Genomic DNA, 20,615 nt, shown 5'->3' on the forward strand with positions numbered 1-20,615 from the left:
TTATATCTCCTCCTCATCGTCATCGATGGAACCGCCGGCGGCTGCCGCCTTTTTTGCACGGATCCCAACCATTTTTATGTTGTAGTAAATAATTGCAAACATTCCCGCCACTACGGTTACTGATACAAGGTTTAATCCCATTCCTGCTGCCAGAGTAAATCCAAAGAAAAACGGAACAAAATCAACTGCTTTATCTACGACCTGTTTTAACAAAATGGCAATTCCGACACAAGGCAGCATACTTCCTACTGTAAACAAGGTTTTCATTGCAATTCCGTCCATCGGAAGTGCTGTTTTAATTGATTCAACTACCGGTACTCCGAGCTTACACATGATCACTGCCGGGATAAAACTGCAGATAATATGTGAAATCCATGGAAGCACCATATCTACTATGTATAACTTTTTAAATTCTCCTTTTTCTACAGCTTTCCATCCCATATGCTGCCACACCAGGTTAATGGTCGCTGTTCCGTAAAATAATACAGTTCCAAGAGTTCCTACCATAGCTCCGAATGATGTTGCCATGGCGATCCCTTTTGCTGATGCAGGGTCCAGCCCATAAGAATTCAGTGCGAGCATTGCCAGAGGCACTCCTATGTAAGATACGGCACGGACATCTGCGGATACTGTTCCCCCCGGTGTGACCAGTGCGATATAAACAACCTGCATTGCGGCACCGACCAGAACTCCTGCCTGAACATCTCCCAATACAATTCCGCATACAAGACCTGCTACTAACGGACGCCCCAGAGTATAGTTACCGATGGAAGTACCTCCCATACCAGGCATACTTGATAAGCAGGCAAAAATACCTAAAATGACTGCTTGTATCCAATTAATCGTCATGTTTTTTCTCCTCTCTGATTTTACTCAAATCCAAACTGACCTCTAAATTTTTTCCAGGTTCCTATGGATGCTTCTTTGATCAGGGCAAATTCAATCTCATACCCTTTTTGATAAATTGCTTCCAGCGCTTCTGCTTCTTCCTGTGTAATGGACTGGTTATTTCCCAGCTTCGTGGCACCTTCCCGGTCATTACACGGACCGATGATCACTTTTTTCACATCACTAGGTACAAATCCGTCATCCACAAGAATACTTTTCATCTGAATCGGATCTTTTGTAATGAGGAAATACTGATCTTTGCTGTCTAAAACTTTCTGGCATTTCTTTTTCCAGTCCTCATATGTCCAAATGAAAGTTTTCTTTCCCGCCGCACTTTTATAAGCTGCTTTTAATGCGGGTGTATTTGCCGCTTTGTCATTGACCGCTATCAATCCGTCGCACGGATATTCCAGTGCCCATCTTGTAACCGTCTGTCCGTGGATCATCCGGTCATCTACCCTCACAAATGATACTGACATAATAAAACTCCTCCTTAGATATCGTCTTCCTCTTCACTCTCTTCAATTTCAAATTCTTTAATTGCATTTTTGGCTTCTGACAACAGATTTTCTTTCAGCATGTCTGTTTCCATATCGTCTTTCATCATTACCGCAGTCAATGCCATACCAAGGTTCATTCCTCCGAAGACGATGGTATTCTTTAAAAGCCCTGCCTCAGATAATTCATTTACCGCATTGGTGAGAGGTGATCCTCCGATCAGGTCGCCAAGCAGGATCACTTCATCATCCTCTCCGAACGGCTGAATCATCAACCTGAATTTTTGAGCGAACTCATCTGCATCCATGCCGTCAATGAGACCGATGCTTAAGACATCCTCCCGCTCCCCTCCGGCCAGCATAGAAAGAACACTTTGAAGTCCTGGTGCAAATGTTCCATGACTGACTAATACTACGTATTTCATCCTCTGCTCCTTTCTTCTTTTTGTATCTCTTATTAACAAGCACATTTTACCAATTGGGTAAAAAAAGGACATCTGTAAATTGTCATGAATAACAATCTACAAATGTCACAAATCCGTATGACAATTGTCACACGTGCCGATTTTTCTGTTTTTACTGCAGAAATTTCTGTTCTACTTCTTTTTTCAGCGTCAACAAACTATCATCCAAATCCTCTGTCGAGCTAAGAATCCGTTCCAGCTCATTGCTGATATATTTCTCTGCAGTAAAATAATTTCTGAATTTTGGTTTCTGCACAGCCTGATTCATCACTTCATTCAAAAGTTCCCGCTTTACTACAGTATCATCGTCCGTAGCTTTTTTCAAAATTTTCTGGCTTTCTTTAGAATTGGTTACTTTCTTTAAGGCAGACACTCCCTGAGAGTTTTTAAAGATTTCCATCTGTGTTTTCTGATCATAGGTGAACATTTTTAATAGTTCCCAGGAAAGCTGTTCATGCCTTGTTCCCGACCCAATTCCCATCATCAGGCTGTCCACATTGGATACATTGTTTCCCTGAGGTCCTGCCGGCAGTTTGATGCAATCCCAGTCAAAATTAAAATATTTATTGATTCTCCATGGATACGGCTTATAAGTTCGGTATTCTGCAAAACTCATTGGCCGGAATGCTACTTTTCCGGTATCAAAGTCATTGGAGGATGCCTTTTGGTAACCTGATAAATCTCCAATCTTTTTGGCAAAAAAAATCGCCTCTTTTACGTGCTCCTCTGTAAGATAACTTTCTGTTCCTGCCTCATTAAATAATTTACATCCATTGGTATCCATAAAATTCTTCCAACTGTAAGCATAAACTCCAAACTGGTCAATCTTGCCGTCTCCATCTGTGTCTTTCGTCAGTCTTTTGCAAATATTATAAAATTCATCCCAGGTCCAGTTATTATCAGGAATCCGGATCCCCTCTTTATTTAACAGCGTTTTATTGACGAACATGAGCGTTGGGACACTTTCATACGGCAGGGCATACTGGGATTCCTCATACCTTCCTGCGGCATACGGACTTTGATAATAATCACTCTGATGGAAAGTCTGGTCGGCTTTCATATGACTGTCCAGTTTTTCCAGAACTCCTGTGGAAGAAAAAGTTGCAACGTCTTCCGGAAGCACCATAAACACGTCTGGAGTATTTCCCTCCAACACTCTTTCAGAAATCCATTCTGAATAATCTTCTTTTAAAATTCCACTGACATATTGAACTCTTACCCCCGGATGTTCTTTTTCAAAACGTTTGATCGTATCATCGATGATCTGATAGCAGTCATCATTAGGCACATCCCACTGGCTGCCTGCAAACATTCCAAAGGTAAGAACTACATCATCTTCCCCCTGGTAAGAAAAAATGCAGATTGAAGAAATGCTCAGGATCAGTCCTGCCAGAACAATTCTCTTCCACCACTTTACTGTTCTATTCATTATCTTCTCTTTGGAATTTCCTTCCGATCCCATTTTGTACCTCCCAGATTGCAAGCTGTGTGCGGTCTCTCAAATCCAGTTTATTTAAAATACTGCTCAGGTAATTCCGTATAGTTCCCTCCGAGAGACTTAATTTCCCTGAAATTTCTTTATTGGACATTCCGCATCCAACCAGATGGGTAACTTTCCTTTCCGTCTCGTTAAGATCCTCTACATTTTTGGCATCGATCATCATATCAAAATTGCTCTGTGCCATTTTTGAAAACAATTCCACAACCTTAGTTGCCACATCCGGATTGATCATGGAGCCTCCCTGAACCACTGTTTTTATCGCCTCCTCCAGATCATCCATGGAGATCCCTTTCAGCAGATATCCGCTGGCACCGTGTTTCAGTGCACTGAATACGAACTCATCATCATCAAACGTGGTCAGAATAATAATTTTGATCTGGGGATAATTTTCCTTAATTATTTCTGTGCACTGTACCCCATCCATTTCCGGCATCCGCACGTCCATCAGAATAACATCCGGTTTTTCTTTCCGAATGCAGCGGATCACTTCTCTGCCGTCTTTTGCAGTTCCCGTCACCTCAATCCCTTCTTTTGTACTTAACACAATCTCCAAACTCTGTCTGATCAGCTCCTGATCATCTGCAATCAACACTTTAATCATAATTCTCACCCCACCTGATCGGTATTTTTGCCGTAATTGTAAAACCATCGCTGCCATCGTAGGCAACGGTACCATGAAGCAAGCCGATCCGCTCTTCAATATGGATCAGTCCAAACCCGGTTTCAATCTTTTCACACCCTTTTCCATTATCCTGGATTAAAAGAGTCAGCCATTTTTCTTTTTTTGTTATGTAAATACTGATCTTTGTTGCTGCTCCGTGTCTGACCGCATTTGTAATTCCCTCCTGTACAACTCTGTAAATAATATCTTCTTCATCACTGTTAAACTTTAATTTCTCTACGGAGGAAATCAGTGAAATATTTACGTTGGACACCGCCATCGTATCCTGAATCATCTTAAACAGTGCATCCTCCAGGGTCAGATGCTCCAGGGCATCCGGTCTTAACTTATTTACAGAACGCCGGATATCTTTAATTCCCTGTCTGGCAACTTCAGAAATCACAGAAAGCTGTTTTTTTGTCTGTTCCACAGAATGATCGATCATAGCAATGCAGGCATCAATACCTGCAGAAAGCCCCGTCATCGTATGCCCCAGAGTATCGTGGATTTCCCTTGCCACACGGTTTCTTTCTTTTGCTTCCCCCATTTTTTCCTGCATCACGGCATAATCCTTCAGCTGTGCATTCATATCTTTTAATTTCTCATTCGCTGTCCGAAGCTGCAGGTTCAACAGTTCGATTCTTGCATTTTCCTTCATTTGATTCTGCATCAAAATGATCATATACATAACAAACGCAATAATATTTACAGCCGCAAGTACATTCTTTATCCCCATCAGAAATGTGGATATGCCCGAAGGATAAATATCCAGATATTCCTGCAGGGATATCATCGGTATCTGCCCTGATACCAGATTGTAATCTGCAAAAATATAAATAACACTCATAACCACAAGAAAAGTCAGGCGGTTATATTTCTCCTTGATTGAAGTTACGATATCTGCGATCACCAGCAAAATAATTCCATTATAGCTGATATACACATACTGTATGATCGTCAGGCAAAGAAAGATCTCCAGCAGATAAACCAGCACACTTAGCCAATGTTTTGTATAGATTTTTTTTCTTGCCTCAATAATCACCAGCAAAGAAAAAAACGCTATGAATACAATAATCGTTGACTGAACAGGCTCCCTTGGAATATGCGGGATATTCTCCAGAAAATTTCTCGCCATACTCTGATCCTTAATATTTACCGTTGTCTTAAGCACAATGGCAGACAAAAACACCAGAATTATGAAATTCACAGAGCTCATAAATACTTTTAGATAATATAAGTTTTTATTTTTTCTATCCATGACGCTTCCCTACTGCCAGTTATTCACATCGAATCTGTTAATATTTTTATAAGTAATGATTTGGACCGGAATGATAATTTTTTTTGATACTTTTTTCCTGTCCAGAAGCCGATATGCTGAACAGATTGCCTCTTTCCCTATTTGTTTTGGAGACTGTGCAGATGTAGCTGTCATCATATTTTCCTTGATCAGTCCTTTCCCATCCGGAGAGCCGTCAATTCCATAGACCAATACCTGCTCCCGGATCCCCTTCTGATCCAGAGCCGCCAAAGCCCCGATGGCAGTCGGATCATTCAGCGCCATAACAATATCAAACATCTTTCCATTTTTTATCACTTGATTCACTTTGGGAAGAGTTCTCTCCGTCTGCCCCTCTGTATCTGCCCGCGCCACAACCTGATATTCCTGCCTCCCATGTATGGTGTCCAAAAATCCCCGGATGCGGTCCTGAGCCGATTTTGCTTTCTTATGTTCCAAAAGAAGAATTCTCGCACTTTTTCTGCGTTTCATCAGATCTTTGGCACATAAAACACCTGCATTATAATTATCTGAAACAACGGTACAGGAAACCAGATCCTCATCATAGACAGGTGTATCCACAACGATAACCGGAATCTCTGCCTTCTTTGCAGCCCTTAAAGCCCCTCTGATCCCTTTCCAGTCCACCGGGTTGATGAAGATGGCGTCCACCTTCTGCTGAATCAGATAGTAGATCTGTTCCGTCTGCTTTTTCTGATCCAGTGCAGGATCCAGAGTCATCAGACGGTCGCCTTTCTTTTCCACTGCAGAACGTATCTCGTTATTCAGCACCGGATAAAAGTTATTGTTCATTGTCATGTAGGTAGCTCCAAACGTTCTTGTTTTATTTTTTCCATAAGTTTTTTCATAGGAATAAAAAACTTTAGCATAGAGCAGAACAATAATTCCGATCAATATAAGTATACTGGCGGCATCCAGTCTTTTTCTTGTATCCCGGACTGATTTTTTCTGTTTTTCCTGGTGCATATTTCTCTCCTTACTGCTTTGTCACTGTCCTGTCATCATTCCCGTAGACGATTAATATATCTTAGAAAATTATATCATATAACAGAACGAAAAAACAGTTTTCCCCATTCATTGTATATTTTAAAAACATTCGTCCAGAACTTTCTTCAGCCCCTCCTGGTCATTGGTATCTGCTACGATATCCGCCGAATTTCTGACCTCCTCTGACGCATTTCCCATGGCAGCTCCCAATCCTGCATAGAGAAGCATATCTATATCGTTGTATCCGTCACCAAAAGCTATAATTTCCTGTCTGGAAATGCCGAAATACTCGTCCAGAAGAGAAACTGCACTGGATTTTGATGCCTGTATAGACATAATCTCTAAATATGTATCTTTAGACCGATATGCCCTGAGTTTAGGAAATTGTTCCTTCAGCATTGTTTCCAGGCAAAGGATCTTTTCCGGCTCTCCCATACAGAGGATTTTATGAACATTCTGAAATACTGCCAGGTCGGTAAAATCTCCTGTTTCCGGATACACTCCCGTTATAACGCTCTCCTGTCTGACCCACGGATCACACTGGTCGGGCACAATCCACCGGTCACCGCTGTAAAGGTTAAAGGAAATATGCATATTTTCTTTTTGAATACTCCTGTAAACCATTTCCGCCATATGAGACTCAATGTTCCTGCCAAACATTGTCTCTCCTTTTTCATCCACAACCAGTGCTCCGCTGTAGCAAACTATCGGCCTCCGGATGCCAAGTTCATCCCGGATTCCAATCATTCCCTTCGGCATTCTGGCTGAAACTAAGATAAAAGGAATTCCTTCCCTGTCAATCTCCTGGATTTTTTGTTTTGTAGCCGGCGAAATGGTGTGTTTTGAATCTAGTAAAGTTCCGTCAATGTCACTGAATACTGCTTTATATTTTCCCATATGCTTTCCTTTCTCTGCTATTTTCCTGCTTTGATGATTCTTGTTTCATTCTCCAAAAGCCTTTGTCTCCAAAAAGAATCCGGATCTCTATCCGTAATTAAAATGTCAATCTTTTTTAGAGGTAATGCCTGATATCTGCTCTTTTTCTGAAATTTTGTGCTGTCTGCCAGAACAATGACTCTCTCTGCTCTGGATGCCGCGATCCGTTTTACATCTGCATCTTCTTTTTCCTCGAAATAAATACCGTCTTCAGAAATGGCTGCGGCTCCCAAAAACGCTGCATCAAAACGGATTTTCATCAGCTGTTCTCTGGCCTCTCCTCCATAGGAAAAACGGTTTTTGCGGTTAATGTTTCCTCCCACCGCACAGACTTCGATATTTTCCTTTTCCACAAGTATGCTTAGATTATCCATAGAATTTGTATAAATGACAGAAGGTTTTATAAGGTTTGCACACAGAAAACAGACAGTGGTGGAGACGTCAAAAAAGCACACCTGTCCTTGCTTTATAAGCTCCGCTGCCGCTTTTCCGATCCTTTTTTTTGAGGCTACATTCAGCTGCTGCCTTCCTTTATATTCCTCAATGATATTATTGATTTGCGGCAGCGCAATTCCTCCATGCGTCCTGATCACCGCGCCCTTTTCTGACAATTTTACAATATCTCTCCTTGCAGTATCCCTGGAAATTCGAAATGCCTCCATGATTTCCTGGCTGGAAAGTACTTCTTTTTCTTCTAGAAGCTTCATGATTTTTGAAAGCCGTTCTTGCTGGTACATTTGGTCCTCCTTTCCTGTACTCAAGCAATTATAAGCGTTTTTTTAAGTATTTTCAAGTATTTTCAAGTATTTCTATTAAATTTTAAAAATACCGCCTGTATTTTATCCCCATATCAGATCAAATACAGACGGTATTATATTTTTTCTTAATCTTCTGCTTCCTGTGCTTTTTGTTTTTTCCTCTTGGTCATCAGGCCGCCGATCCTTCCGGTCTCGCTGGCAGAAAGAGCTTTCCAGCCCTCCTCCTTTACTTTGTCAGCCAGTCCAAGTTCCACAGCGATCTCGTACTTTAACCGCTCATCTTCTGTCATCTCTTCAAATGACTTTTCTATAAAATCTTTTTCTTTGGACATCATGTACTCCTTTCTCTTATCCCCCGGCTTTTGCCGGTCATATATAGGATAACCAAAGAAAGGCCTAGTCATTCATCTGTTCTATGACAATATGTCCTGTCTCGTTCTCACTTACTTTAATCTTATCCTTCACTTTTGAGATGTTTGATGTGCCTGCCAGCAGTGTTGCGGCCAGGGCAAATGTTAAACTCTTTTTCATCAATTCTTCTACTGAAAGCGTTGCTTTCTCTGACATGGTCATCACTCCTTTGCTTCATGTCTGATTCGTTCTTTGCTTTCCATGTTTTATGATAGCAGAGAATTGTGATTTCCCTATGCCCAGTTTCTTAAATTTATCTGATAGGATGTTAAATAATTATAAACTGATGGCTTTCCTAAGAGGAACCGAGTAAATGTAACATTCTTTTACCTTTTTTTTCTCCATCTGTTCCAGCGCTTTTTTGTAGTACTGAAGCTGCGGCCTGTACCTTGAGACAAGGACCTCCTCTTCCCCGGGACTTATGCGGTCTGTCTTATAATCCACCAGGACAAGTTCCCCTTCTTCTTCAAAATACAGGTCGATGATCCCCTGGACGACCACATAATCCCGGCTTTTAGCTTCCGGTTCCATCTCACTGAACTTTATTCCCATGACAAACTGAGCTTCCTTGTACTGTTCTTTTCGTCCTGCAGCTTTCTTGATCCGCAGTCCCAGATCTGAGTTAAGAAAAGCCAGGATATCTTCCCGCGGAATCAGCTTTTCCATCCCTTTCTCAATCTTTCCTTGACTGCTCCACCGACTGATTTGTTCTTCCAAAAGCTTCGGTGTATAGTCCAAAGAAAAATCCATAAGTTCCAGTACTTTGTGGACTGCGGTGCCTCTGGAGGCCGGAGAAGCTTCTTTCTTCTCCCCCAAAAACTTTGGATACAGCGGCTCTTTTTGCGGTTCCGGCTTGTATGACTCCTCAGGTTCTGCCGCCTGAGACATTCTTTTGATCTCTGAGACAGAATATTTAAGCCTGCCGTCCCTTTCTTTGTCATACGGATACCGGTATGCAAAGGCCTCTCTCATGTCCTGTGCCTCTTTTGACCCTGCCATGGATTCCAGCTCATCCGTTAATAACCCCCTGTCTCTGTAAGATGTAAAAACTTCCTCTGCGCTTGAGAGCGCTACATCCTCCTCCGAGAGAAAACGGATCTCAAACGGACTTTCCTCCATATTTCCGGCAGCCATGAGAAGCCACTCCAGATAAGACCTGGCGCTCAGCAGATCCACATAGGAGACCGTCCCTTTGCTGCCAGGCTGATGGCGGTTTCCCTGTACTCCCGTCATGATAAGTTTTTCTTTCGCCCTTGTGAGTGCCACATATAAAACGCGCAGTTCTTCCCCAAGCGAATCCTTCACCAGCTGTCTTGAGACCATCCCCTTCATGATAGTCCGCTCCTTTGTTCTCTGCCTGATATTCACAAGGTCCGGTCCTATAAAATAATCCGGATGAAACAAAAGGCTCCCGCTCGTATCTCTTAAATTAAATTTTTTATGTGTTTTGGCAAGAAAAACGATCGGATATTCCAGTCCCTTGCTCTTATGGATACTTGTAATCGTAACCAGATTTTCATTTCCGCCCAGTGTATTTGCCTCACCGAAATCCATTTGATATTCTCTGCACTGTTCCATATACCGGATAAAATGGAATACCCCTTTATAGCGGCTGGCCTCATAGGTTTTCGCCTGCTCTGCCAGCATCAGAAGATTTCCCTGGCGTTTCGCACCCTGAGGCATAGCCCCGACATAATGATAATATCCCGTAAGGTCAAATGCCAGCCAGAGCAGTTCGTGAAGGGACAGAAAGGTTTTCGCTTCCCTGAGCCTTTTTAGCACCGACAGTGCAGTGTCCACTTTCTCATCTTTTCCTTCTGTCTCACTAAGGCAGTCATACATATACTTTTTCTTTCCGCCAAGTTTCAGTTTCGCCAAGTCCTCCCCCGTCATGCCGATCATGGGAGACCGGAGAAAAGCAGCCATCTCGATGTCTGCATACAGATTATCCACCACAGTCAGAAGGCTTAGGACAGTGCGAACTTCCACCGTGTCAAAATATCCGCTCTGGCTGCTTGATATGGCCGGGATGCCGGCATCCATTAACACCTCCTGGATCTTCTCGGCATTTCCTTTCACAGACCTCAGGAGAATGACAATATCTCTGTATTCTGCCTTCCGGTAAACTTCATTGCCTTCCTCATCATAATCCAGCACCATCTGAGGTTCAGGCCCGTCCACCATCTTTCGTATCCGGTCTGCGATCATTCTGGCCTCCAGCACGTCTTTGTCCTCCTCAGAGGCATCGTTCCAATCTCTGCTGACTAACAGAAGTTCCGCATTTCCGCCTGCACCGTTTGTCTCCTTATAGGGGAAACTTGGTACCAGAGCCACATCCTTTGTATATTCGATATTCCCAAGGGATGCGTGCATGATCTGATAAAAAATATCGTTGACTGTAAAAAGCACTTCCCTGCGGCTGCGGAAATTATTTCTCAGTTCGATGAGCTTTGAATTTTTCCCGTCCTTTTTAAATCCGTGATATTTCTCTATGAACAGCTCCGGCCTCGCAAGACGAAAACTGTAAATGCTCTGTTTGACATCCCCCACCATAAAAATATTGTGTTCTCCCAGGCTCTGTCCGGACACACTCCTTAAAATCGCATCCTGGAGAAAGTTGCTGTCCTGATACTCATCGATATAGATCTCATGGAAATATTCTGCCTTTTCTTTGGCGATCTCGCTGACGATTGGAGTCCCGTCCTCCGAAAAGCCCTCGGTTAAAAGTTCCAGCGCCAGATGTTCCAGATCGCTGAAATCTAAAAGGTTGTCCAGCTTTTTGCGCTCCATGAAGTGGTGATAAAACTTCTCTGTCAGGCCGATGAATCCTTCCATAGGCTGCCGCACTCTGCGGATCTGCCGGAGGATCTCGCTTTCCGGCTTGTAAAAATAGCTGCTTCTGATGGAGTCGATCAGGTCATATGCCTTTTTTCTCAAATCCTTGCAGTACTCCTGAAGGTCTTTGTCAATGATATCGTCCTTTTTCTTTCTTCCGTTTAGACGCGGCTTTGTGAAGGTCAAAAACAGTTCTCCGAAGTCCTTATATGTCTCTGCGCTGCGGATCTTTTCCATGGCTTCCAGATCTGCCTTGAGGGTCGGCAGGTAAAAATACGGTCCCCGCGTCTCAGACGCCGCCTCTTTTGCCTTCCTCATCATAGAACAGGCGGATTCCGCCACCGCCTTCGCATCTTTCAGGATCTCCTTCATCCAGACTGCCCGGTGAAGTTCTTTCTTCGTGCGAATCTGAAATCCCTGTCTTGCATGTGAAAGCCAGCCCAGAGGATCAATATGACTCCTGGAACTCTCATAGAGCCCGAGGACGTAGTCTCTGATGCGCTCATCGTTTTTTCCCGGGATGTAGCTTTCAATGAATTCCACGAAAGCATCACTCTGTTCGGTGTATGCCTCCTCCAGAACATCGTCCAGCACTTCCAGCTTCATAAGGTCCATCTGCCCCTGGTCTCCGATTGCAAAATTCGGATCCAGATCGAGTTTGTAGTAGTAATCTCTGATAAGATTGAGACAAAAGCTGTGGATCGTCGTGATCTGTGCCTTGTGGATCAGGGAGAGCTGCCGGATGAGATGTTCATTTGCCGGGTCCTCCTCCACTTTCTTTTCTATGGCTCTGCGGATCCTCTCCTTCATTTCATTGGCCGCCGCGTGAGTGTAGGTCACCACCAACAGCCGGTCCACATCCACCGGTTCCTCTTTTGACGATATCTTTTCGATGATCCGTTCCACAAGCACAGCCGTCTTTCCGGAGCCTGCCGCGGCAGACACCAAAAGGCTGCAGTCTCTCTCCGCTATGACCTGCTGCTGTTCTTCAGTCCAAGGCATCGTCTGCCCCCTTTCCCTCTGCTAATAGCTGCTTTGCCTCAGTAAGGCCGATCTTCTCAAGTTTCCTGAATTTCGTCAGCTTTGGCTCATACGCACATATACTTTTGAATGCACAGTAATCGCACGGCATTGACTGATATTCATACGGACGGATGGAAATGTCCCCGTCCATCATAGCCTCTCCGAGCTGCTTCATTTTTTCTTCCACCTTCTGGCCCAGATTTTTAAATTCATTTGTAGAGAGCAGAGCGGACCCTTTTTTGTACCCTGTTTTCGTCCTTGTGACCGGAAGGGTTACAATCCCGTACTCATCCTCCTGCTCCAGATGCTCCACAAGTCCGAAGTCTTCATTGACAACTCCCCTGAGCTGAAGATTTTTGAGAACTTCCATCTCAGGCTCCCCGTCTGTTTTCGGTGCTATGACCGGATCGTCCACGTGAAAATAAAACATGCCTGCCGGGATCATCCGCTTTTCCGGATGCTTTTTCCCTTCCAGTTCTAAAATGGCATTCATATAAACGACCAGCTGTACCTGCAGACCATTTAAGATTTTAGTAAAATCAAACTGCATATTGCCGGATTTATAATCAATGATCTTTAAATAAAGATTTTCCTCATCCTCATAGCAGTCCACCCGGTCGATCACCCCGGTAAACTTCATCTTCGTCCCATCCTTCAGGGAAAGATTTGCACAGGAGAGGCCGTCTTCCGCGGAAAATCCCAGTTCATATTCATACGGGGTGAATTCTCCCCTTTTTATCTGCTGTTCCACGGCCCAGACAGCCCGTTTTGCCATCCTCTTGATCCGCTCCTTTGTATATTGATTCCGGCTGCTGCTCTCAAAAATCTCCTTCTTATCCGGATCTTCATCCAAAGCACGCTCTACCATGGAATCCACAAATTGGTCCCGTTCCCGGTCATCTTCCCAGTCCCAGCTTCCTTCCTGCCCGACAAACTGCAGGGTCCGGTGAAATACCTGTCCCATATCCATAGGCAGGATCTCATGTACCAGCCGTTCCCGAAGCCGCAGTCCGTACTGAAGAAAATGGGCAAAGGCACAGCCTGAAAACTTTTCTACACGGGTCACGCTGTTTTCCAGTTCCTTACCGTAGAGAAGCGTTGTCAGATGTCTGTCCAGGTTCTTTTCCTCATTGTTGTAGAAATATGCATCCAGATACAAGGAAGCCAGCTTCAGTTCATTTAAGACTTCATATAATGCGGCCATCTCCTGATCCGGCTTTTCCTCACCGAGTTCCTGAAGTTTTTCAACAAACCATTCTTTTGCCTCGCTGACCGAATAAACGGCTGTCTCTTCCAAATCGCGGTCTCTTTTCAGCCCTGGAAACAGCTTTTCGATCCTTCCGATCAGATAAGAAGGGGCTTTGCTCTCCCCGGAGGAATTCATAGAAGCATAAGTCAGATACAGCTTTTCATTCGGCTTTGCCATGGCCAGATACAAATAGTACTGCTCCATATATGCCTGGTTTGCCGCCCCGGGGGCAAGGGAAATCCCGGCTTTTAAAAGTTCTTCTCTCTGAGAATCCGTCACGAGGCCTCCGCCCTTCGACGGTTTCGGCACTACTCCCTCATTGATGCCGGCAAAGAACAGGACTTTAACGCCTTCCACCCTCGTCCGCTCGATATCTCCGACGATCACCTGATCCAGTCCCGGCGGAATCACACCCACCGTCATCTCTGAGAGCCCGGTCTCCAAGACCGCACAAAATTCATCAAAAGAAAGCGCTTCCTCTCCGAGAATCTCCGCCATCTGGTCCATGATGTTTAAAACTTCTCCGTAGATCTGATCGTAGGTTTTGGCCATAGCCAGGGCTCCGGCCGCTTCAAATTCCTCTTTTTTTCTCTCCATCTGTCCCTGGATATCCAGAGTGAGAAAGAACCCGTGAAGGTGCGTAAGTCTCTCCAAAACAGTGATTCCGCGCTTCTTGATCCCTTCCTTGAACGGACCGGTCTCTCTCATAAATGTTTCTCTAGATTGGTTGATCTGTTTCATCTCTTCCTTCGTAAACGCCCGGCTTTTAAAAGGCCTGTTCCACCGGGCATATCCCCGGATGCCGGAAGCGATCACAAAATTCTCAAGGAGATCAGTCTCCTCCGGCTCAAGGGCAGAAAACCCTGATTTTAAATACCGGAATACCATATCATAAGAAAAATCCATCTGGATCATTTTCAGCGCAGAAAGAATGGTCTCCACGCATGGATTATTCCTGAGCGCTCTGTTCCCGTCAATAAAATAGGGGATGCCGGAATCCTCAAAGCATTTTTCAAGTTCCGGCTGATAAGTCTCTATGTCTCCGGTCAGCACGACCAGATCTTTGTACCGGTATCCTTCCTTCCTGACCAGATGTTCGATACGGCCCAGTATGTACCGGCTCTCCTCCTTTGGATTCTTAAGACAGCAGACTTTGATGTCCTTTGTCTCACCCCTGTACACATGAAAAGGATACCGAAACAGGTTCTGCTCCAGATGGCGCAGTTCCTCCGATCCCGCAGTATTCGGGTGCAGGATCACATCCGGCAGTATAGGGACTCCCTGCCTTACCGCCATCTCTTTTAATTGGGAAATTTCTTTTTTGGGCATGGCAAACAGCTCATAATCCCTGTATGGCCCTCCGGCACGTTTCTCGTCAATGGTAAACGCCGCCACGATTTTTTTGGCATACGGCAGCAGTTTCTTGAGTACCTTATTTTGTATGGGTGTAAATCCGGTAAACCCGTCAATATAGATCGTGGCACCTTTTAGCTTTTCGGATTCCGTGATCTTTTGAGCCAGTACGTCCAACAGCTGTTCCGATACCAGATAACGGTCCTTCATGTACTCTTCAAACTTTTCCAGGACCAGGACGATATCTTTCATCTTCAATGTCAGGCTGTCCCTGTTCTCAAAAGACTCCACAGCCTCCTTAAGCTTTTCCAGGGATACATCATATTGATAGGTTTCCGCAAAGAAAGACTTCATCTCATCGATAAAGCCCTGCTTTTCCATACCGGAGCCGAACACGAGAAGATCCTTTCGGCACTCCCCCATGACCTTTCTTATGACCATGGATTTTCCCTCGTCATTGAGCAGTTCTTTGGGAATATAGGAAAGCTCCTCAAACACTCTGTAAGAGAGACGGTAGAATCCAACCACGTCGATGTTCATAGTCCCGTGGTTCGGATGCCTGGTGATCAGCTCCCGCTGGGCATTCAGCGTCGACTGGTCCGGGACGAGAAAAAAGAAATTTTCATCCCGGTTCTCCATAGACTCTTTTATCATCTGTTCATATATATAATCCGTTTTTCCTGTGCGGCCTGCGCCCAGGACACACTGTAATGCCATCGGCTTCCTCCTGTCATGTCATTTTCTTTTTCGGCTTCTATTATACATGAAAACCACCGGCCGCTCTACATGGAAAAAATTTTTTCCGTACAGTTCTATTCTGCCTGTCCGGGCCATATACTATAATAGAATCTTTTTAGGAGGACCCTATGTCAGCAAAAACGAAAATCGTCGTATTTAAGGCGAAAGAACTAATCTACACCGGCATCTTTGTCTTGCTTGGAATCTTGCTTATCCTGCTTTTGATTTTTATGTTTGCTCCATCCAAGGAACATAAGAAAAGCACGGAGACTATGGAGTACATAGAAGGGGTATATTCCTCTCCTCTCACACTGGGAGAAAATGAGCTGGAAGTGGAAGTCACTGTTAAGGACAACAAAGTCAATCATGTTGCTTTAAAGCATTTAGATAAAAGTGTAAAAACCATGTACCCTCTGATCGAACCGGCTTTGGGTGAGATCAACAAACAGCTTCCAAAAGTAAAATCTGTAGACGACATCCAGTTTAATGATGAAAGCCAGTATACCAACACCATCTTGAAACAGTCCATCAAAAATGCCCTGAAACAGGCACAGAAATAAAATTTTGTATAAAAAAGCACAGCCATCGGAACCTTAAAAACTCTTTTGGCTGTGTTTTTCAGTGCCGGAACTTTATCATCTACAGTTCTTCGGCTTTAAAAGTTGTATATCCTTCATAGCAGTAGCTGTAATCAATGCCTTTCATATAGACTTCACGGGCAAGATCAGCAGAATTATCAATTCCTGATTTATTTTCAAGTGCCATACTGCACCTCCAAAAGTTAATGACTTCAGCTACTTAATTATAGCACTTCATCAAAAAGAAACAACTCTATTTGTCAGCCCTTTAAATACCGGCCCTTTTCCTGCCATTGCTGTGTTCCCTCGACAAGGTCAAATACAATGATACCCTCTTCCCCCGCTTCTGATGCCTCATTAGGGTCCTCCCCGGAACCCAGGCGGATCTCTTCGATCTGGACAGCTGCCGCAAAAAGACCGTTGCAGTCAAGCAGCTGAGCCTCTTTTCCTGTCTCATGCTGTCCTTTTACGAAGGATACAGACATCAGAAACCGGCCGTTTTCTTTATAGATTCCCTCCACATAGGACAGGCTTTCTGCCTCTTCGTGAAGCCGGAAGACTCTCACTTTCCCTTCTTCGTATTCTCTGGTTGTATGAACTTTGAATCTGTCTAAAAATCCCATCTCAGTCCCCTGTCTTTTTTAAGTTGATTATAATACAACCAGGAAAAAACTCAACGTCCGATTTGATTTATTTCAAGAAATTCTTCAAACTCTTCCATATTGCCTCCCAACTCCTGAATCAGCGGGATTATAAATGCAAGCCCCGTCTTTCTTCCATGCAGAGCTTCTGAGATCCTCGGATAGGCGATCCCCATTTTCTCCGCAAGCTTCCTCTGTGTCAATTCCTGACGGATCATCTCAATCTTTACCCATTTTTCAAATTCCTTATACGACTTTATCATTAGCCTCTCCTTTCCCTCATCCGACTGTAAGAAACTTACATAAATTATATCTCTATACGTAGAGATAGTCAAGAAAACGGTACAATTTTCCACAGTATTTTCGTTACAACTTCGTTTACACTAAATTTCATCTATGCTACAATAGACGAGTAAATTTGTTACACGCCAGAGAGGGAAAATACATGAAGTTTGCAGAAAATTTAAATGAATATCTGGACAGCCATGATATTTCCAACTATCGTATTTATAAAGACACAGGTCTGTCTGACAGTCTGATCGGATACTGGAGAAAAGGCCAAAAGCAGCCAACTCTGGAGAATCTGGTCATTCTCTGTGATTATCTGAACGTTTCTATTGATTACCTTGTCGGCAACATCTCTACCAAAGAAGAAAAACTGCTCCACTACTACCGCTGCCTGTCCCCGGAAAAGAAGGACGAAATAGATACCTACATGAATAATTCTGCCATTGACACATAGAATGAAGTGTGGTAGATTATCATTATTAATAATCCAAATGCTTTGATGAGGAATAGTAGGATATAGAAGGCATTCAGAGAGCCGCTGGCTGGTGAAAAGCGGCTGCCCGGTATATGTGAACTCGCCTCTGAGCAGCATGCTGAACAGCTAGTAGGCATCGCCGGTTCCAACCGTTATATTGGGAAGATATCAGTTGTTTCAACTCGTATCGGTAGTGAGTGCACGCGGTTATGGCGTGAATTAGAGTGGTACCACGGAGTGTCTATGACCCTTCGTCTCTATCCAGAAATGGACGGAGACGAAGGTTTTTTTTCGCCGTATCGCACGAGTGCAGTCTTATTTTTATTCTCAATAATGAAAGGAGATTTAATATCTATGAATTCAGAAAAATATAAACGCCAATACTTTATGCCTCCAAAAGAGTGTCTTGACTGGGCCAGAAAAGAGTACATAACAAAAGCTCCGGACTGGTGCAGCGTGGATCTTAGGGATGGAAACCAGGCACTGATCATCCCGATGAGCCTGGATGAAAAAGTAGAGTTTTTCAAATACCTGGTAAAGGTCGGATTCAAAGAGATCGAGGTAGGATTCCCCGCCGCATCCGAGACAGAATATACTTTCCTGCGCACCCTGATCGAACAGGACCTGATCCCTGATGACGTCACGATCCAGGTGCTGACACAGGCCCGGGAACATATTATCAAACGCACCTTTGAAGCTTTAAAAGGAGCGAAGCGTGCGATCGTTCACGTATATAATTCTACTTCTCTTGCCCAGAGGGAACAGGTTTTCAAAAAATCCAAGGAAGAGATTTTAAAAATTGCCACAGACGGCGCCAAACTCCTGAAAAAGCTGGCAGACGAGACAGAAGGGAACTTCCAGTTCGAATACTCTCCGGAGAGTTTCACCGGAACCGAAGTAGAATATGCATTGGAAGTGTGCAATGCGGTCCTGGATATCTGGAAGCCGTCTCCGGACTGGAAGGTTATCATAAATCTTCCGGTCACCGTTCAGCTTTCCATGCCGCACGTATACGCCAGCCAGATTGAATATATGAGCAAACACATAAAATACCGTGACAGTGTAGTACTGTCCATTCACCCTCACAATGACCGCGGATGCGGTGTGGCGGATACGGAACTTGCCCTCCTGGCAGGAGCGGACCGGGTGGAGGGAACGCTGTTTGGAAATGGTGAGAGGACTGGAAATGTCGATATTGTAACCGTCGCTCTCAATATGTACTCTCACGGCGTGGACCCTAACCTGGACTTTTCCAACCTTCCTGAGCTTACAAAAAATTATGAGTGCCTGACCCGCATGAATGTCTATGAGCGCCAGCCCTATTCCGGAAAACTGGTATTCGCAGCATTCTCAGGCTCTCATCAGGACGCCATCGCCAAAGGAATGCACTGGATCGACGACCACCATCCGGATTACTGGTCTGTTCCTTATCTTCCGATCGACCCGAAAGATATCGGCAGGGAATACGAAAGCGATGTGATCCGCATCAACAGCCAGTCAGGAAAAGGCGGTATCGGCTATGTGCTGGAAGAAAACTTTGGTTTCCATATCCCGGGCAAGATGAGGGAGGACGTGGGCTATACGGTCAAAGACGTATCCGACAAGCAGCACAGGGAACTGGTTCCGAAAGATATTCTGGATGTATTTAAGACAGTGTATGTAAACATATCATCCCCTATCGCTTTAAAAGAATGTCACTTTATCCAGAAAGACGGGGGTATTGAGGCCGAAATCTCACTTGAAAAATCCGGTGTGGATAAACTTTACCACGGCAGGGGAAATGGACGTCTGGATGCAGTGAGCAACGCGCTTCAGCGTCACAGTGATCTGGATTACTCTATTGTCAGCTACCAGGAACACGCACTAAACGTAGGTTCTAATTCAAAGGCTTGCTCTTATGTAGCCATTCAGCAGCCAAACGGCACTGTGGTATGGGGTGCGGGAATCCATGAGGATATCATTACGGCTTCTGTTCTCGCATTGATCAGCGCTGTAAACAGAATACAATAAGATGTCTGTAAAATAAATATTGAGCCGCGGGCAAACACCCGCGGCTCTTTTTCACTTCTTTTCATTGGCCACAATGATTCATTGTTTTAAAGTTTCTTTTTATCTGTCACCGTATATTCGGTGCCTGTGTCTTGTGTCTCTGCCATGCCGCCTGACAGGTCATTAAGCTTCTTCTCAATCTGTCCGCATCTGGCTTCCGGTACCAAGTACTCCAAAGTTACTTTTTCTGTGTAATCCGTTTTTATGATTGGAATGTCTTCGGTCTCAAGGAAATACTGGATCTTTCCTGCAGCTGAATAATCACACCCGGTCCTGAACCTGCGCCCAAGACCCATGGTCACGATCCCTGCGTCCTCCACGGCTTCCTGGGCAGCCTTCGTATATGCCCTCACGAGTCCCCCGGTTCCGAGCAGTGTACCTCCAAAATACCTGGTTACAACGATGACAATATTCAGAAGCTGATTGCCGGTAATCACTTCGAGAATCGGTTTTCCCGCCGTGCCGCTGGGCTCACCGTCGTCATTGGCTCTCTCAAGAGGTCTCTCAATGCCTGCACAAAATGCACTGCAGTGATGCCTGGCGTCCCTGTATCTGCGCTTTTCATCCTCTATCACTGCCAGAGCCTCTTCCTCCGAGGAAACCGGCACGGCGATCCCGATGAACCTTGACTTTTTTTCTATCACCAAAGACTGTCCTGTTTTCTGGATCGTATCATAGTATTCCTTCAATTTTCTCCTCCAACTCCATCACCGCATCCAAACTCTCAAAAAAAGAAATCGGTGTCACTTCATATTTGATCAGCAGCCGAATGACATGTTCTGCTTCCTGCCTGTTCAAAAAGGCCTCTCTTACCTCTTCTGTCTCAAGCACATCCGGCTCCCCGGTCGTTCTCTCCAGCGCAGCGCCGTAGCTTCCTCTGGCAGAATCATTCAGCATATAATAGGATACTACAAATTCGCCCCCATTTCCATCTTTCAAATAATTCGTTCCTAATTTCTCCTTCTTCATCTTTTGTTCCTCCTCAT

General features: G+C 44.4%; 21 protein-coding genes and 1 other annotated feature. Of the genes, 3 read left to right on the plus strand and 18 right to left on the minus strand.

Going from position 1 to position 20,615, the window contains the following annotated elements:
• The 13 genes from QGT46_RS07455 to QGT46_RS07515 all read right to left on the minus strand — a co-directional run bounded on the left by QGT46_RS07455 (window position 1) and on the right by QGT46_RS07515 (window position 15,577).
• Window positions 1–849, minus strand: a complete 849-nt coding sequence (locus QGT46_RS07455) for a PTS mannose/fructose/sorbose/N-acetylgalactosamine transporter subunit IIC (RefSeq protein WP_024728033.1) — start codon at window positions 847–849, stop codon at window positions 1–3.
• A gap of 20 nt (window positions 850–869) precedes the next feature.
• Complete coding sequence (locus QGT46_RS07460; RefSeq protein WP_024728034.1) at window positions 870–1,367, minus strand: PTS system mannose/fructose/N-acetylgalactosamine-transporter subunit IIB; 498 nt, start codon at window positions 1,365–1,367, stop codon at window positions 870–872.
• Window positions 1,368–1,381: 14 nt separating this feature from the next.
• Window positions 1,382–1,810, minus strand: coding sequence for a PTS sugar transporter subunit IIA (locus QGT46_RS07465; protein WP_024728035.1), 429 nt, complete (start codon window positions 1,808–1,810; stop codon window positions 1,382–1,384).
• A 151-nt stretch (window positions 1,811–1,961) separates the two neighbouring features.
• Window positions 1,962–3,278, minus strand: coding sequence for an extracellular solute-binding protein (locus QGT46_RS07470; protein WP_148459838.1), 1,317 nt, complete (start codon window positions 3,276–3,278; stop codon window positions 1,962–1,964).
• Window positions 3,271–3,951, minus strand: coding sequence for a response regulator transcription factor (locus tag QGT46_RS07475; RefSeq protein ID WP_024728037.1), 681 nt, complete (start codon window positions 3,949–3,951; stop codon window positions 3,271–3,273). The genes QGT46_RS07470 and QGT46_RS07475 overlap by 8 nt, the downstream gene beginning before the upstream one ends.
• A complete protein-coding gene (locus tag QGT46_RS07480) occupies window positions 3,944–5,269 on the minus strand; it encodes a sensor histidine kinase (RefSeq protein ID WP_024728038.1) in 1,326 nt (441 codons plus the stop codon). Before QGT46_RS07480 ends, QGT46_RS07475 begins: the two co-directional genes overlap by 8 nt.
• A 9-nt stretch (window positions 5,270–5,278) precedes the next feature.
• Entirely contained in the window at window positions 5,279–6,274 is a 996-nt protein-coding gene (locus QGT46_RS07485) for a sugar ABC transporter substrate-binding protein (protein ID WP_148459837.1), read from the minus strand.
• A gap of 120 nt (window positions 6,275–6,394) precedes the next feature.
• On the minus strand, window positions 6,395–7,192 hold the full coding sequence (locus tag QGT46_RS07490; RefSeq protein WP_148459836.1) for a Cof-type HAD-IIB family hydrolase: 798 nt from the start codon (window positions 7,190–7,192) through the stop codon (window positions 6,395–6,397).
• Window positions 7,193–7,209: 17 nt separating this feature from the next.
• Entirely contained in the window at window positions 7,210–7,968 is a 759-nt protein-coding gene (locus QGT46_RS07495; RefSeq protein ID WP_024728041.1) for a DeoR/GlpR family DNA-binding transcription regulator, read from the minus strand.
• 146 nt (window positions 7,969–8,114) lie between these two features.
• Window positions 8,115–8,321 carry a small, acid-soluble spore protein, alpha/beta type gene (locus QGT46_RS07500; protein WP_024728042.1) on the minus strand — a complete coding sequence of 69 codons (207 nt, stop codon included), beginning with the start codon at window positions 8,319–8,321 and terminating at the stop codon, window positions 8,115–8,117.
• Window positions 8,322–8,385: 64 nt separating this feature from the next.
• Entirely contained in the window at window positions 8,386–8,556 is a 171-nt protein-coding gene (locus tag QGT46_RS07505) for a hypothetical protein (RefSeq protein WP_009288762.1), read from the minus strand.
• A gap of 120 nt (window positions 8,557–8,676) precedes the next feature.
• Window positions 8,677–12,237 (minus strand): helicase-exonuclease AddAB subunit AddA, encoded by a 3,561-nt coding sequence (addA, locus tag QGT46_RS07510; RefSeq protein WP_148459835.1) that lies wholly within the window; start codon window positions 12,235–12,237, stop codon window positions 8,677–8,679.
• The gene (locus tag QGT46_RS07515; protein ID WP_148459834.1) at window positions 12,224–15,577 is read right to left on the minus strand and encodes a PD-(D/E)XK nuclease family protein; all 3,354 of its coding nucleotides are present in this window, start codon (window positions 15,575–15,577) and stop codon (window positions 12,224–12,226) included. The genes addA and QGT46_RS07515 overlap by 14 nt, the downstream gene beginning before the upstream one ends.
• A 149-nt stretch (window positions 15,578–15,726) precedes the next feature.
• On the opposite strand from QGT46_RS07515, the gene QGT46_RS07520 reads away from it, so the two are divergent.
• Window positions 15,727–16,158, plus strand: coding sequence for a hypothetical protein (locus QGT46_RS07520; RefSeq protein ID WP_024728045.1), 432 nt, complete (start codon window positions 15,727–15,729; stop codon window positions 16,156–16,158).
• A gap of 79 nt (window positions 16,159–16,237) precedes the next feature.
• On the opposite strand, the gene QGT46_RS16940 is transcribed toward QGT46_RS07520, so the two are convergent.
• The 3 genes from QGT46_RS16940 to QGT46_RS07535 all read right to left on the minus strand — a co-directional run bounded on the left by QGT46_RS16940 (window position 16,238) and on the right by QGT46_RS07535 (window position 17,080).
• The gene (locus tag QGT46_RS16940; RefSeq protein WP_330606957.1) at window positions 16,238–16,363 is read right to left on the minus strand and encodes a hypothetical protein; all 126 of its coding nucleotides are present in this window, start codon (window positions 16,361–16,363) and stop codon (window positions 16,238–16,240) included.
• A gap of 73 nt (window positions 16,364–16,436) precedes the next feature.
• Window positions 16,437–16,799, minus strand: a complete 363-nt coding sequence (locus QGT46_RS07530; protein ID WP_024728046.1) for a hypothetical protein — start codon at window positions 16,797–16,799, stop codon at window positions 16,437–16,439.
• A gap of 50 nt (window positions 16,800–16,849) precedes the next feature.
• Entirely contained in the window at window positions 16,850–17,080 is a 231-nt protein-coding gene (locus QGT46_RS07535) for a helix-turn-helix domain-containing protein (protein ID WP_024728047.1), read from the minus strand.
• Between the two features lie 182 nt (window positions 17,081–17,262).
• On the opposite strand from QGT46_RS07535, the gene QGT46_RS07540 reads away from it, so the two are divergent.
• The gene (locus QGT46_RS07540; RefSeq protein ID WP_024728048.1) at window positions 17,263–17,559 is read left to right on the plus strand and encodes a helix-turn-helix domain-containing protein; all 297 of its coding nucleotides are present in this window, start codon (window positions 17,263–17,265) and stop codon (window positions 17,557–17,559) included.
• Window positions 17,560–17,592: 33 nt separating this feature from the next.
• Window positions 17,593–17,842 (plus strand) — a binding site (T-box leader).
• Window positions 17,843–17,934: 92 nt separating this feature from the next.
• Window positions 17,935–19,590 carry a 2-isopropylmalate synthase gene (locus QGT46_RS07545; protein WP_024728049.1) on the plus strand — a complete coding sequence of 552 codons (1,656 nt, stop codon included), beginning with the start codon at window positions 17,935–17,937 and terminating at the stop codon, window positions 19,588–19,590.
• An 86-nt stretch (window positions 19,591–19,676) separates the two neighbouring features.
• Here the strand turns inward: QGT46_RS07545 and QGT46_RS07550 are convergent, their stop codons facing one another.
• On the minus strand, window positions 19,677–20,318 hold the full coding sequence (locus QGT46_RS07550) for a YigZ family protein (RefSeq protein ID WP_024728050.1): 642 nt from the start codon (window positions 20,316–20,318) through the stop codon (window positions 19,677–19,679).
• The gene (locus tag QGT46_RS07555) at window positions 20,302–20,598 is read right to left on the minus strand and encodes a DUF6514 family protein (RefSeq protein WP_024728051.1); all 297 of its coding nucleotides are present in this window, start codon (window positions 20,596–20,598) and stop codon (window positions 20,302–20,304) included. The genes QGT46_RS07550 and QGT46_RS07555 overlap by 17 nt, the downstream gene beginning before the upstream one ends.
• Window positions 20,599–20,615: the final 17 nt, after the last annotated feature.

It is taken from the genome of Anaerostipes faecis, from assembly GCF_910574135.1.
In the GTDB taxonomy this organism is placed as follows: domain Bacteria; phylum Bacillota; class Clostridia; order Lachnospirales; family Lachnospiraceae; genus Anaerostipes; species Anaerostipes hominis.